Origin of the sequence: Candidatus Vicinibacter proximus, assembly GCA_016713905.1 — a bacterium.
Lineage (GTDB): Bacteria > Bacteroidota > Bacteroidia > Chitinophagales > Saprospiraceae > Vicinibacter > Vicinibacter proximus.
The window spans coordinates 21,125-36,104 of record JADJOE010000003.1 but is presented as its reverse complement, the minus strand read 5'-3'; the positions used below and the strand labels follow the sequence as shown (position 1 = coordinate 36,104).

Genomic DNA, 14,980 nt, shown 5'->3' with positions numbered 1-14,980 from the left:
GACAGAAAGATAAGCTAGAAAATTAATAAATTCAAGAATCTTTTAATCTTGTAATCCGGTAAAATCTTCGGATCAGAAAGTAAGCCATAAAACTCAGACAAATGACAAATCCAATCCACACCCCAAATGCTTTTAATTCAAAATAGGTTGCTAAAATATAACCTGATGGAATCCCTATAAACCAATAAGATATGGTGGTCAATATGGTGGGGACACGAACGTCTTGTAATCCTCTTAAGAGGCCTATCCCAACTGCCTGCAAGGCATCTGAAACCTGGAATGCCGCAGCAAGCAACAGTAATTGACTAGCAAGAAAAATAACCTTTTCATTTTCGTTGAAAGCCAATGGAATTAACCCTCTGAAAAAAATAAAAATCATAGCAACGAGTATCCCATAAACGATTGCAATATTGACAATCATCCTACCATAATGACGCGCAAGTGATAAATCGGTCTTGCCCAATGCTTCGCCAACTTTTATACTTGCTGCAGAAGACAATCCCATAGAAAACATAAATGCAAAAGCAGCTATGGAAATGGCCACATGATGCGCTGCCAACTGCACTGCCCCAAACCATCCTACAATGATTGCAAGAACTGCAAAGGCCCCAACTTCCGAAGCATACTGCCAGGCGGATGGAATAGATAATTTGAGAAATTTTTGAATTAAATAAAAATTTATTTTTCTGAAATGCAAACCATAACCTGCAAAACTTCCTGAAAAAAATAAATGAATGATCAAAACCAACATGATAACAACTCTGGTAATAAAAGTAGCCATACCACTACCCTCCAACTCCAATCTTGGAAAACCAAAATTTCCAAATACAAGGATATAATTCAGTAATGCATTAATACCTATGGATAAAAATGATAAAATCATTGGCAACCTGGTTCGCTCCAAACCATCATAAAACTGTTTTACACTAAGAAAAATGATCATGGGAAAAATAGACCAGCACATCCATTTAAAAAATGGGATCCCTAAAGTCACTACTTCAGGATCTTGATTCAGATGATAGACTACATTTCTAAAAATGAGCAACAATAATATGATCAGAAAAGTAACCACTGCCACCACAAGCTTGGTATTAAACAAGAGCATTCCTGTTTCTCTGATTTTATTTTTTCCACGGCACTCGGCTACCATTGGAGCAATTACGGTGGTAAGTCCTATGCAAGCCACAAAAGGTATGCTTAGTATGTTGTTCACAAGAGAGGAGGCGGCGAGTTCCTTATACCCCAATCTTCCTACCATCATAGCATCAATGATATTCAACATCATTTGAGAAAGGTTCCCAATAATAATGGGGATGGCCAGTGAAAATATCTCTTTGTATTCCCGGAAAGGGATAAACTGTTTTTTCATGCAAGGCCTAAAATTAAAAAAAAAAATGATATTATAAATTTAAATCAATTATAAACCTTGGATAAATGATTGATTAAACAATTAAAATAAAATATGTAACGGAATGACTGTTGATAATCTGTATTGACGCATCATTTGGCACAGTTTTTTCAGTAAGATTCCTGAACACGAGACAAAGTACATCGGCAATCGTATAACGTTTCAGTGGCACCCTACAGTTATTTTGAATTCTACCTGCATCAGGGTAGATCATACATGGTGGTTCACCCTTATATCAATTTTTTTCATATTACATTTTAATGAGGGACTAAAATATGTTTCATCCTGAATGAAATCCTTTTAGGCATAATGAATTAAAATATTTAAAAAATATTTTGGCGGCTTCGAGTAAAAGCATCAACATTGCATCGTAACAGAAGCCGATGTACATCAACACCATGATGTATTTTAGATTCACTCTTGTCCTACCGACAATGAGTCTTCATCTGTTTTTGTTGCAAACCAAGTGAGCTGATTTAAGGTATTTAACCAACCTTCTTTTAGTGATCAAGGCAATAACCAAATGATAAGGGTAATTGGACCCTTAGTACTCGCAGTCTTCATATAACCAATTTAACTCAAACTCACAAAACTCATTTTCTCAACAAGTTTTTCCGCAAGGAAAGACCTGGGGGGAAAGTGTTTTAATCCGAAGCAAATTTTTTGTGATGTTAAATTTTTATAAATCAAATCTTAGTTGTATGAATGAACTACGCTTACGAAGCTTTCTCAGAAAGTCCCGAACAGGCTTTCTGTCCCTGCTTTTAAGTGCGATCGCCAGTTTGAGTTATGGCGGAGTCGTATTTAATGGCAGCCCAGGTACTGCAGCTCCCCCAAATACATTGGGCGGATTGCAAGTATTCCCGTTTCCTTTAGACCCAAGGACATTGGGTGTAGATGAAACATTTGTTAACCCTGCTTTTGACTGTCCCAGCAGTCTGTTGTTTTCAGGACCTTTAAACCACCGAAGAATTGGTGCTGGTTGGGCAACCTGGAGTCATGGTTATAACGGAGATGTGTATGTATCTAGTGGAACCACCATTACACTTACACTTCCCGCCAATACCAGAGCATTTTACCTTTATGTGGAAGGAAACAATTTTGCGCCTGCTAACATTACTGCTACTGCAAACGATGGTTCTACTTCAGGACCTGTTCCTGTAGTTGGAAATGCCGGTGCCCGTTATTATGGTTTTTACACCAACAATTCTGCATGCTTATTGACAACCATTAGAATTGATGTTGCAGTAAATGCCGCCGGATTTGCCATTGGCGAATTTGGTATCAGCATTGATGCAAACAATGGTGCTATTGCCTGTAACAATAACATCCAGATTTCTTTGGATGAAAACTGTCGTGCTACCATCAAACCTGATATGATCCTTGAAGGAGGTACCAATTCAGATTGCCCTGGTGACTATACTGTAGTTGCAAGAGATTGGAACACGAATCAAATCATAGATCTGGATGCCTTTGCACATTATCCACAAATTGGTGCTGCGCAAATCGGTAAAAATTGAAGATTACCGTTACAGACCCTTTTACCGGCAATAGTTGCTGGGGATCTGCTACGGTTGAAGATAAACTTGCTCCGATCATGACCTGTCCACGAAGTTTGGAGATTTCTTGTACAGAATCCATTCTTCCAATTAATACTGGTACCCCAATTGTAAGTGAATATTGCAGTGCATATAATCTTACTTACAAAGATGTCGTATCTCTTGGCGGATGTCCTTTTGGTTACGACAAAATTATAACCCGTACATGGACTGCAGAAGATGCTTCCGGAAATAAAAGTTATTGTGTACAAACCATAACTGTTCTTTTAGGTGACCTTGGTGCTGTGGCTACTCCACCGGATTATACAGGACTTGCCTTGCCTAATAATCTTCCGGCATTATCCTGCGCGGACAGATATGATGCAGGCAAAGACATCTCTGCACACATCAAACCTTTCCCGGTTTGTGTAGATGATTATTTGGTAGATCAGGCTATCCTTCTTGGAACCGGATTACGTGTACCGAGGACGCTTGGTTGGAACGTTATCGAAAACGGTCCATATGCAGGTCACCCGAATCCGAAATCAATCTACTATCCTGCTCATCCTGATGCAATCGGATGCTATGGTGCCAACCAGGTAATCCAATGGCATGGAACGGGCGAACCAGCTGCAGTAGGTTGTAACAACATTGCGGTTACTTTCAGGGATTTAAAAATTGACATTTCCAAACCAGGCTGCGATGCAGGTCCTGTGGGATGTTATAAATTATTAAGAACCTGGACCATGTTGGATTGGTGTACCGGCTCCATAAGAGAGCACAATCAAATTATTAAAGTTATTGATAATGAAGGACCACGTGTACTGTATCCTGATAGTCTTGTCGTAAGTTCCGATGCATGGAAATGCGAAGGCAGATGGGAAGTATCCCCGGCTTGGGTACAAGACAATTGTTCTAATGAAGTCCATTACACTGTAAGAGTGGAGAATGGCACTGTATTGGGAAATGAAAATACAGGTTATATCGTGGTAAATCTTCCTCTTGGTATCCAAAACGCTTATATTGTGGCTGAAGACTGTTGTGGTAATGTAACTGAAAAACTGCTTAAAATAAATGTACAGGACAACACTCCTCCTGTAGCTGTATGCGATCAAAAAACAGTTGTTACCATTACTGGTAATCTTTCTCCTGGAGAAAATTTAGCTAAAATATTTGCGGAAACATTTGATGATTGTTCCTTTGACAATTGCGCTCAGCATTTGTACTACAAAGTGATCCGCATGGATGAATTGGATGGTACCAATAATGGAAGCACCAAAGAATCTACTGTTTGTAATAAAGCAAATGGAGATGATGATGCTTCAGTTACAGGTTCTCAGACATACTTTGATGACCAGGTGAAATTCTGTTGTGCAGATGCCAACAAAACCATCATGGTTGTATTCAGAGTGTTTGATGCAGACCCAGGCGTTGGACCTGTTCGCCCTGCACGCATGAATCCGGGAGGAAATCTCTTCGGACATTATACAGATTGTATGGTTGAAGTGGATGTACAAGATAAAAGCATCCCTACCGTTGTAGCACCACCAGATATCGTGGTAAGCTGTATGTTCTGGTTTGACATTACTAAGATAACTGATGCAACAGATGCTACTTTTGGTAAAGTAGTAAGTGATGTTGCCTGGAGAGCTAAAGTAAAAACTACGGATATAGTTTGTGAGCAATTCTGTGCACAAAACTTGATTACCGGATATCCTGGATTTATTTCCGGATTGCCAGCTCATTTACAACCAGCTTCTAACAAAGCTTGCGATTACTATAATACGCTCTTTTCACCTGCTCACCCGGACAATAAATATGAATTATTGTGGGGATTTGATGGGTATGTACTTTCTTCCTGCAGCGTTACACCTGAAATCAAAGTAAACGACTTACGTGAATGCGGCCAGGGACGTATCCTTAGAACGATCAGCGCAAGAGGCCCTGGTGGCGTATTGGTTTCTGCTACACAGACTATCTGGGTGGTAGATTGCGATCCATTTTATATCGACAGAAGAGACTATTGCAGTACTTTGGATGATATTGCATGGCCAGATTGTCAAGGATTAGGTACCACTGTTGAAGGTTGTGGTGCAGATACTGATCCTGAGGTCATTGGAAAACCAAGAATATTGAATGGTGCAGACGATAATTGTGCCTTGATTGCGATTCAGAATTTCGACGAAGTATTTACTATCGAACCGGATGCATGTTTTAAAATCCTTAGAAGATGGGTGGTTATTGACTGGTGTCAATACGATCCTAACATCAGCGCAACAGAAGGTAGATGGGAATTTACCCAGGTAATTAAAGTGTTTGACAAAAAGAAACCTGTTGTTACCTGTAACGTAGGCGCATGCGAACCAGCTGTAATCAGTGCACAATTGGGTGTATGTGTAGGACACATAAGCCTTACTGCAACTGCATCAGATTCTTGTACTCCGGTAGATTGGTTGAATTATGAATATAAAATTGATGCATTCAACAATGGAAGTATTGACTTTACAGTAGGATCTCTTACCAGAAGACAATATGCCGGAGGAGAAAAACCTGCTGTTAGAAATAATCCTTATGCAGACGATAATTCAAATCCATTTGATGCAAGTGGCGTTTACCCAATCGGTATCCACAAAATCACCTGGTATGTAGAAGATGGTTGTGGTAATGTTGGCCAGTGTGAAACACTCTTTGAAATCAAAGACTGTAAAGCACCAACACCATATTGCTTAACCGGAATCATTACTGTACCAATGCCTTCATCCGGATGTGTAGACATTTGGGCTAAGGATTTGGATTTCAACAGTTATGACAACTGTACGTCTAAGAGCAAATTAAAATTCTACTTTGACGGAGACCGTAACAAACCTTCAATCAGAGTTTGTTGCAGTGATTTTGTGAACAACAAAGTAAATGACGAACTACGTGTCCCAGTCCAAATGTGGGTTGAGGATGAAGAAGGAAACAGAGATTACTGCTCTACCATTGTGATTGTTCAGGACAATCAAAACATTTGTCCTAATTCTTCTAATCTTGGAACCATCAGTGGTAACCTTAAGACTGAGAATGGTGACAACACAGCGGAAGTTACCGTAGATCTTTACCACAATGGACAATTGGCTAACTCCAAATTAACCCAACAGGATGGATTCTATGCCTTCAGAGATTTGGATTTTCCACAAAACTATTTGTTAAAATCTACCAGAAACGACAATCCGTTAAATGGTGTGACCACTGCAGACGTTGTTAAAATTCAAAAACACATTCTGGGCATCGAAGAACTTGGATCACCATTCAAGATCATCGCAGCGGATGTGAACAAAACAAACAGCGTTACCGCATCAGACATGTCTGAGATCAGAAAGCTGATCCTGGGCGTAACTACTCAATTCAGCAAATCTCCAAGCTGGTTAATCTTACCAGAAGGAATCAAATTTGAAGATCCAAGAAATCCTTGGCAGTATGTGACTGAAAAAACCATGTCACTTACCAAGTCAACAGATTACATGAACTTCCTTGCTATTAAAATGGGAGATGTGAATAATTCTGCTGCAGCGAATGCAAACGGAAAAGCACAATCCAGAACTGCAGGTCAATTAAGCTTAGTGATTGACGAGGCTAATCTTACTGCCGGAGATAATTATAAACTTCAGGTAAGATCTTCAGATTTCAAAAACATCAGCGGTTATCAGTTCACGCTCAACTTTGATGCTAAATTGATGAGCTATGAAGGATTTGAGTCCGGAGTATTGAATGTTAGCGATGCTAACTTCGGAACCACTTCAATTGATAAAGGCTTGTTGACCACAAGTTGGAATGCGGATAAAGCAATGAGCTTTGGAAAAGAAGAAGTATTGTTCACTTTAACCTTCAAAGCGCTTAAAAATGGTTCCATCAACGGAGCTATTGACATCACCAGTGACATTACGCTTGCCGAAGCATACAATGAAAAATTGGAGGCAAAAGAAATGAAACTTGAACTGAGAAGTAAGGATGGTCAAAACACAGCAGGTGTATTTGAATTGTACCAAAATGCGCCAAACCCATTTGACCAGTTTACAGAAATAAACTTCCGCTTGCCAAAGGCTTCTAAAGCCACTCTAACCGTTTATGATGTTACCGGAAAAGTTCACCGCATATTCAATCTGAATGCTCAGAAAGGTATGAACACTGTTAAAATCAACAGGGGAGAATTAAACGGTACAGGAATGTTCTACTATCAATTAGATGCAGATAACCAAACTGCAACTAAACGAATGATCATCCTGGAATAATCCCAGCCTTTGACTCCCGGCCTTCGGGAAAAGACATAAGATTATTATAGTATTGAAAAAGACCTTGCTTAATGAAGCAGGGTCTTTTTCTTTTTCCCTAATGGGATTAGATGAAATAAATATTTTCATCGGATTGACCACATATGGATCCAATTAAAAATTAGTTGGATAAAATCATCTTTCGAACGTATAAATTGGCTTGCTTTTTGTAACTTTGCTTGTGCAGTTAATGCCTTTGATATTATGATTCAATTACTTTCAGAAAACACAAAAGATGATCCGTTACTTTGGAGTAAGCAATGGTGTTTTTCAGGAATTGGATCTGTTGAAAGATTCCTCCTGGGTTAATCTTTCTCCTCCTTATAAAGAGGGAGAGCTGGAACAATTGGCTTCGACCCTGAATATCTCCACTGACTTTCTTACTGACCCATTAGATATTGAAGAACGTGCTCGTTATGAGAAATACGACGAAGCACGCAGTATTATCTTTCATACACCTGTAGTAAATGAGACAGAAAAGGAGAATGACCCCATTTTTATCACTATCCCTGTCGGCATCATACTTTGTCAAAATAAAATCATCACCGTTTCAGCCTGGGATAATCCGGTTTTGGAGAAATTCTGTAATTTCAAAATTAAAAGTTTTGATCCCGGAAATGAACGCTTGTTCATTCTGCAGTTATTCGAACAAACAGTGCTGCTTTTCCTGGATTACCTCAAAAAACTTAATCTGCGCAGAAGTCTTATAGAAGAAGAATTATACCACTCCAGCCGAAGTGGGGAGCTAAAAAGCCTTTTACGAATTGAAAAAAGCTTGGTTTATTTTGTCAATTCCCTGAATGCCAATGAACTGCTCAAAATTAAAATGAGACGCACAGATTTCATTGGCATCAAAGACAATGAAGACCTGTTAGATCTTTTTGAAGATATTATTGTAGACAACAACCAAGCCCGGGAGGTTGCCCAACTTTATACCAACATCCTCAACGGAACAATGGAAGCCTACGCATCCATTATTTCCAACAACCTGAACAAATTCGTAAACAGGCTCACAGTGATTACAATCATTTTGATGGTACCAACTTTGGTAGCCAGCTTTTTTGGCATGAATGTCCATCTACCTTTTTGGTTAGGAGACTCCTCCTACTCATTTTACATCATCCTTTTTCTATCCATCAGCTTCAGCTTAGGCCTCGCCTGGTTCTTTAAAGTAAAAGATGTGCTTTAGTTTTTTATAGCTCCGGATTCGCCCAAATACAAGATTTATATATTTTTTTTAACTTATATCTAATTTACAGGGATTTGTATTTTTATACATATTTGCCAATTAAATGTGTATTCCACAATCTTCATTTTTTTTTCAGCTTGTAAAGCATTAAACCTCTTCCACTTATTAAAGTTTTCCACAATATGTGGAAAAGTAATCAGACAAATAGTATGGCTGCGGATTATCTTTGACTCAAGATATAATAATAAATAATAATATGTTTTTTTTATCCTGATTTGAACAAATTTGATCCCCTAAATTTTAAAAATCAGAAGCTAATAAATAACAAAAAAAAATATATCTAATTTATTAATATATATTCAGGAGAGATTCGATAATTTTGAGCCCTCTTTTGAGAAAACAGTTAGAACCACATCAATATCAATATACATGATCAATCATATAGAACCGCTACTCAAAGAAAATCCCAACCGATTTGTACTTTTTCCAATTGAACACGATGACATTTGGAAATTTTATAAAAATGCAGAGGCCTGTTTTTGGACTCCGGAAGAGATTGACCTGCAAGCGGACCTTACTGATTGGGAAACGAAACTTAACGATGACGAAAAACATTTCATCAAACATGTACTAGCCTTTTTTGCAGCAAGCGATGGTATCGTCAATGAAAATCTTGCCGAAAATATGGTGCGTACTGTTCAATACACGGAAGCAAAATTCTTCTATGGCTTCCAAATCATGATGGAAAACATCCACTCGGAAACATATTCTCTATTAATTGATACGTATATTAAAGACAATAAAGAAAAAGATTTTCTTTCCATGCCATTGACAATTTGGATTGTGTCCGCAAAAAAGCCGATTGGGCACTCCGTTGGATCAGCAAAGGCAATTTTGTAGAACAATTAGTGGCATTCGCAGCAGTGGAAGGTATCTTCTTCAGTGGATCTTTCTGTTCAATTTTCTGGCTCAAAAACGAGGATTAATGCCCGGTTTAAGTTTTTCCAATGAACTGATTTCCCGGGATGAAGGCATGCATTGTGATTTTGCTTGTCTTCTTTACAATCAACATATTGAAAATAAATTTCCTAAAGAAACCATCCGTGACATCATCACTGAAGCGGTGGAAATTGAAAAAATATTTGTTACCGATTCCATTCCTGTTGCACTCATCGGGATGAATGCAAATCTAATGTGTGATTACATTGAATTTGTTGCAGACAGATTGTTGGTATCCCTGGGCAATGAAAAAGTATACTTTAAAGACAATCCATTTGCGTGGATGGATTTGATATCCATGCAAGGTAAAACCAATTTCTTTGAAAAGAGGGTGGGTGATTATCAAAAAGCCGGGGTAACCGCCGGGCACGAAAAAAAGGTATTCACCATTGACGAAGAGTTCTAAACGAATTTTTCACAGTAAAAACCTATTCTTTAACCTTTTCAACTCAAGCTCACTATGCAAGTAATTAAACGCAATGGCAAACGCGAAGACGTAAGTTTCGACAAGATCACCGCAAGAATTAAAAAACTATGTTACGGTCTTGATGCAAATTTTGTGGATGCTATAGAAATATCCAAAAAAGTTATCCTAGGACTCTTCAATGGTGTAACTACATCAGAACTCGATAATCTTGCCGCAGAAACCGCCGCATTACGCACCAATAAAAAGGTCGTAGAAAGACCACAACATTTGCTCATGAGAGCTTCTATAGGAATCCATGGCCAGGCTGTCGAAAAGGCCATAGAAACCTATAATCTCATGTCTGAAAAGTGGTTTGTGCACGCAACCCCTACCCTTTTCAATGCAGGCACCCCAAAACCCCAACTTTCTTCTTGCTTCTTGTTGAGCATGACAGATGATTCCATTACAGGAATCTTCGAAACACTCAGCCGCTGTGCCAAAATCTCCCAGTCAGCCGGAGGAATTGGCTTGAGCATCCACAATGTACGTGCCAAAGGGAGCTACATCAAAGGAACAGGAGGAACTTCCAACGGGATCATCCCAATGTTGAAAGTTTTCAACGACACTGCCCGATACGTGGATCAGGGCGGTGGTAAAAGAAAAGGAGCCTTTGCAGTATACCTGGAACCATGGCATGCGGATGTGGAGGAATTTCTGGAATTGAAAAAAAATCATGGCAAAGAAGAACTCAGAGCACGGGATCTCTTTTATGCCATGTGGATTCCGGACCTCTTTATGGAAAGGGTGAAAGAAGATAGAGATTGGTCCCTTTTCTGTCCAAACGAAGCACCGGGTTTGTATGATACTTACGGAGGTGAGTTCGAAGCCCTCTATCATAAATATGAAAATGAAGGCCGGGCCAGAAAAGTCATCAGAGCCCAGGAACTCTGGTTCAACATCCTGGAATCTCAGATTGAAACCGGAACTCCTTACATCCTCTTTAAGGATGCCGCAAATAAAAAATCCAACCAAAAAAATCTCGGAACCATCAGATCCTCAAATCTATGTACCGAAATCATTGAATATACCGCACCGGATGAAGTTGCAGTATGTAACCTCGCTTCCATCTCCCTACCTAAGTTTATACAAAACAAAACTTTCGATTTTAAGAAATTAGAAGAAGTTACCAGGGTAATTACCAGGAATTTGAACAGAATCATCGACATCAATTACTACCCTATTCCGGAAGCACAGAATTCTAACTTCAGACACCGCCCTATTGGAATTGGTGTTCAGGGCCTTGCAGATGCTTTCATCCTGATGAGATTTCCATTTGATTCAGAAGGTGCGAAAAAACTAAACAAACAAATTTTTGAAACCATTTATTACGCTGCAGTAAGTGAATCCTGCGAACTGGCAAAGGTAGATGGACCTTACCAGACTTTCAAAGGAAGCCCAATCTCTCAAGGCATCTTCCAGTTTGATATGTGGGACGTAAATCCTACACAAGAAAGATACGATTGGAATGGACTTAAAGCAGAAGTAATGAAACATGGTGTTCGCAATAGCCTTCTGCTTGCACCAATGCCAACTGCCTCCACGTCACAAATTTTAGGAAATAACGAATGTTTTGAACCATACACCTCAAACTTCTATACCAGACGTACCCTAAGCGGTGAGTATATGGTGGTCAATAAACATCTTCTTGAAGATCTTATAAAAATGGGTCTGTGGAATTCAGAAATGAAAGAAACACTGATGGCACACAATGGATCCATTCAAAGAATTCCAGGAATTCCGGCAGAAATGAAAGAGCTTTATAAAACCGCTTGGGAAATAAGTCAAAGAGCAATCATTGACATGAGCGCTGACCGCGGAGCCTACATTTGCCAGAGCCAGAGCTTAAATCTGTTCCTCGAAAATGCAACTTTTGGTAAACTTTCTTCCATGCATTTTCACGCATGGCAGCAAGGTCTGAAGACCGGTATGTACTACCTGAGGACCAAAGCCGCAGTGGATCCGATAAAATTCACCCTGGGTGAAAAACACCAAAGGAAATTTGTCGATGAAATAACAGAAGATGTAGTCACTATAGAAGAATCTTCCATTTCTGTTGCTTCAACATACAATAAAGAAATCGTTGGATCCCTCATGGATTCTGTCAAGGCCATCAGCCAGGACGATTTCGTGGAAGGACAAACCTGCACCATGGAAGACGGTTGTCTTCAATGCGGCAGTTAAGATAGTATCTAATCAAAATCATGAACCCCGGGGACTTTTAAAGAAGACCTCGGGGTTTTTATTTTCATAGGCTTTCCACAAATAATCCGGCAATCATTTTATGGAGAAGAAAAGAAAAAAGTGTAATTTTTTTTGAAAATATAAAAATAACTCTATATTTGAGACTAAATTATCTTAATTAATTCTATATCCATTGAAAGTTCTTTCCAAAGCAACGATTTATAGCTTAAGGGCCCTCATATATATGTCCGGTAAAGAGTCAAAGGACACACCCGTAACCATTGGAGAAATTTCTGAGAATCTGGATATATCATTCCATTTCCTGGCCAAGTCTTTCCAATTGCTGACTCAGAGAGGCATTCTAGAATCCCTAAGAGGACCTTCGGGAGGGATTTTCTTGAATAAACCTGTAAATAAAATATTCCTGATCGATGTCATAAACATTTTGGAGGGTGAAGATTTCTTTGATACTTGCATGCTGGGTTTGCCGGGATGTGGAGAGCGGGAACCCTGCCCCGTTCATATGTTCTGGAAAGATGTCAAGGGTAAAATGAAGTTGGAATTCCAAAAAACAACCTTAGCTCACCTTGCGGAAAAAGTGCAAACAGGAAAAATGAGAATTTAGATAAAACCTTTTTTTGATGCTATTTAAGACTTTATTATCTTATTTACAAAATGAACACAATGACAGTGTCGGTGATGTTTTTCAAAAAACATTGAAAAGGTTCAACATTGAAAAAACCAGCGGAAATAAAAAATTCAATTCACTTTAAAAAAAATAATCAGGATGTCTTCTTGGGTAATTAAAAGAAACGGACAATACCAACCATTTGAGTTTTTCAAAATAGAAGATGCCATCTGTAAGGCATTTGACTCTTCATCTGTAAAGATGGATAAAAACCTACCTTCCCAAATTGCCTATAAATTGAATGAAAAAGAAGTTTGGGCGGTAGAGGAAATTCAGGATCTAATAGAGGAAAGTTTGTATCAGGCCGGACATTTCAGGGTAATGAAAGCATTTATGCTTTACCGCCACACCAGAAAAATGCAACGTGAACACATTCTCGGATTAAATGAAGATACGACCTATATAGATTGTAGTCTTTCAGTGAACGAATACATCGACAAATCTGATTGGAGAATCAATGCAAATGCAAACACCTCTTATTCAAGTGCAGGATTGATCAACAATGTGGCGGGCAAAGTGATCGCAAACTATTGGTTGGACAGCGTATACTCCAAAGAGGAAGGATATGCCCACCGAAATGCAGACATCCACATACATGATCTCGACTGCCTAACAGGATATTGTGCCGGATGGAGTTTGCGAATGCTTCTCAACGAAGGATTTAACGGTGTTCGAGGCAGAGTAGCCAGCAGGCCTCCCGCTCATCTAAGGGAAGCATTGGGACAAATGGCCAATTTTCTAGGGATACTGCAAAGTGAATGGGCCGGTGCCCAGGCATTTAGTTCTTTTGATACCTATCTGGCTCCTTATGTTTTTAAAGATGGATTAACCTATGATGAAATCCTTAAAGCCATCCGAAGTTTTGTATACAACCTTAATGTACCGGCAAGATGGGGGCAATCCCCATTCACAAATGTAACTCTTGACTGGGTGGTTCCGGAAGACCTCAAAGGGCAAATTCCCACAAAAAACGATGTTCATCTTTTCAGGTCTATGAATCATCCTGATTTTCTTCAAAGAGTCAAAGAACGAGGAGTCAATCATCCGGAAGACATGTCCTATAAACATTTCCAACCTGAAATGGAATTGATCAACAAGGTATTTTATACCATTCTCACGGAAGGTGATGCAAATGGTCAACCTTTCACCTTTCCCATTCCAACGGTGAATATTACAGAGGCCTTTGACTGGAATGGACCCAACACCGATAAATTGTTCGAAAATACTGCCAAAATAGGTTCGTCCTATTTCCAAAATTTTATTGGTAGCCAATACATGTATGATGAGAACGGAAATAAAATAGAAAACCCGTATGCATACAAACCCAATGCGATCAGAAGCATGTGCTGCAGGTTGCAACTGGATTTAAGAGAATTATTAAAAAGAGGGAATGGGCTTTTTGGGAGTGCCGAATTAACAGGCAGCATAGGCGTAGTAACGATTAACATGGCACGACTGGGATATCTGTACAAAGAAAATGAAACTGAATTAATGAACCAACTAGACAGATTGTTGCAGATAGCAAAATCAAGTCTGGAAAAAAAGCGAGTATTTATTTCAGATCTGTTCGCCCGAGGATTATACCCATATTCTAAAAGATACCTGAAGGGATTTCAAAACCATTTCTCAACTATTGGAGTGAACGGTATGAATGAAATGATCAGAAATTTTTCAAATGATCAAATGAACATTGCGGATGAACATGGAAAAGACTTCGCCTTAAGAATATTGGAATTTATTAGAAATAAAATCACAACTTTTCAACAGGAAACCGGAAACCTATATAATCTGGAAGCAACGCCTGCAGAAGGAACCACGTACAGATTTGCAAAAGAAGATTTAAAAAGATTCCCTGACATCATCCAGGCAGGAAATGAAAAAAATATTTACTATACCAATAGTTCGCAGCTGCCGGCAAATTATACAGATGATCCATTTGAAGCATTGTATCAACAAGACGAACTCCAAACCAAATACACAGGAGGCACAGTACTGCATCTTTACATGAGCGAAAAAATTAGTTCGCCTGAAGCATGTAAAAAACTTATCAAACGCACCATTTCACAATTCAGACTCCCGTATGTAACCATTACTCCTGTCTTCAGTGTTTGCGAAAAACATGGGTATCTAAATGGCGAGCACGAATATTGTCCCAAATGCGATGCGGATATTTTAATGGAAATAAAAAACAATTAAACTAT

7 protein-coding genes and 1 pseudogene are annotated in these 14,980 nt (G+C 39.0%); 7 read left to right on the top strand and 1 reads right to left on the bottom strand.

The features are described 5' to 3' along the window. Positions 1-31: 31 nt before the first annotated feature. Complete coding sequence (locus IPJ83_08795) at positions 32-1,369, bottom strand: MATE family efflux transporter (GenBank protein MBK7880635.1); 1,338 nt, start codon at positions 1,367-1,369, stop codon at positions 32-34. Positions 1,370-2,109: 740 nt separating this feature from the next. Here IPJ83_08795 and IPJ83_08790 point away from each other — a divergent pair. The 7 genes and pseudogenes from IPJ83_08790 (at position 2,110) to IPJ83_08760 (ending at position 14,975) form a co-directional block, all read left to right on the top strand. After that, complete coding sequence (locus tag IPJ83_08790; GenBank protein ID MBK7880634.1) at positions 2,110-2,928, top strand: hypothetical protein; 819 nt, start codon at positions 2,110-2,112, stop codon at positions 2,926-2,928. After that, positions 2,925-7,217 carry a T9SS type A sorting domain-containing protein gene (locus IPJ83_08785; protein ID MBK7880633.1) on the top strand — a complete coding sequence of 1,431 codons (4,293 nt, stop codon included), beginning with the start codon at positions 2,925-2,927 and terminating at the stop codon, positions 7,215-7,217. Before IPJ83_08790 ends, IPJ83_08785 begins: the two co-directional genes overlap by 4 nt. A 274-nt stretch (positions 7,218-7,491) precedes the next feature. Next, positions 7,492-8,445: a magnesium transporter CorA family protein gene (locus IPJ83_08780; GenBank protein MBK7880632.1), complete on the top strand. Its 954-nt coding sequence runs from the start codon at positions 7,492-7,494 to the stop codon at positions 8,443-8,445. Between the two features lie 429 nt (positions 8,446-8,874). Next, positions 8,875-9,850 (top strand): annotated as a pseudogene (locus tag IPJ83_08775) (ribonucleotide-diphosphate reductase subunit beta). A gap of 54 nt (positions 9,851-9,904) precedes the next feature. Then, positions 9,905-12,091 carry a ribonucleoside-diphosphate reductase subunit alpha gene (locus IPJ83_08770; GenBank protein MBK7880631.1) on the top strand — a complete coding sequence of 729 codons (2,187 nt, stop codon included), beginning with the start codon at positions 9,905-9,907 and terminating at the stop codon, positions 12,089-12,091. 193 nt (positions 12,092-12,284) lie between these two features. Continuing rightward, the gene (locus tag IPJ83_08765; protein ID MBK7880630.1) at positions 12,285-12,716 is read left to right on the top strand and encodes an Rrf2 family transcriptional regulator; all 432 of its coding nucleotides are present in this window, start codon (positions 12,285-12,287) and stop codon (positions 12,714-12,716) included. Between the two features lie 162 nt (positions 12,717-12,878). Further along, entirely contained in the window at positions 12,879-14,975 is a 2,097-nt protein-coding gene (locus IPJ83_08760) for a ribonucleoside triphosphate reductase (GenBank protein ID MBK7880629.1), read from the top strand. Positions 14,976-14,980 lie beyond the last annotated feature (5 nt).

Excerpts from the sequence above, each read along its gene's own strand:
- IPJ83_08770 (MBK7880631.1), top strand. The coding sequence starts at position 9,905 with ATGCAAGTAATTAAACGCAATGGCAAACGCGAAGACGTAAGTTTCGAC.
- IPJ83_08760 (MBK7880629.1), top strand. The coding sequence starts at position 12,879 with ATGTCTTCTTGGGTAATTAAAAGAAACGGACAATACCAACCATTTGAG.
- IPJ83_08790 (MBK7880634.1), top strand. The coding sequence starts at position 2,110 with ATGAATGAACTACGCTTACGAAGCTTTCTCAGAAAGTCCCGAACAGGC.
- IPJ83_08795 (MBK7880635.1), bottom strand. The coding sequence starts at position 1,369 with ATGAAAAAACAGTTTATCCCTTTCCGGGAATACAAAGAGATATTTTCA.
- IPJ83_08780 (MBK7880632.1), top strand. The coding sequence starts at position 7,492 with ATGATCCGTTACTTTGGAGTAAGCAATGGTGTTTTTCAGGAATTGGAT.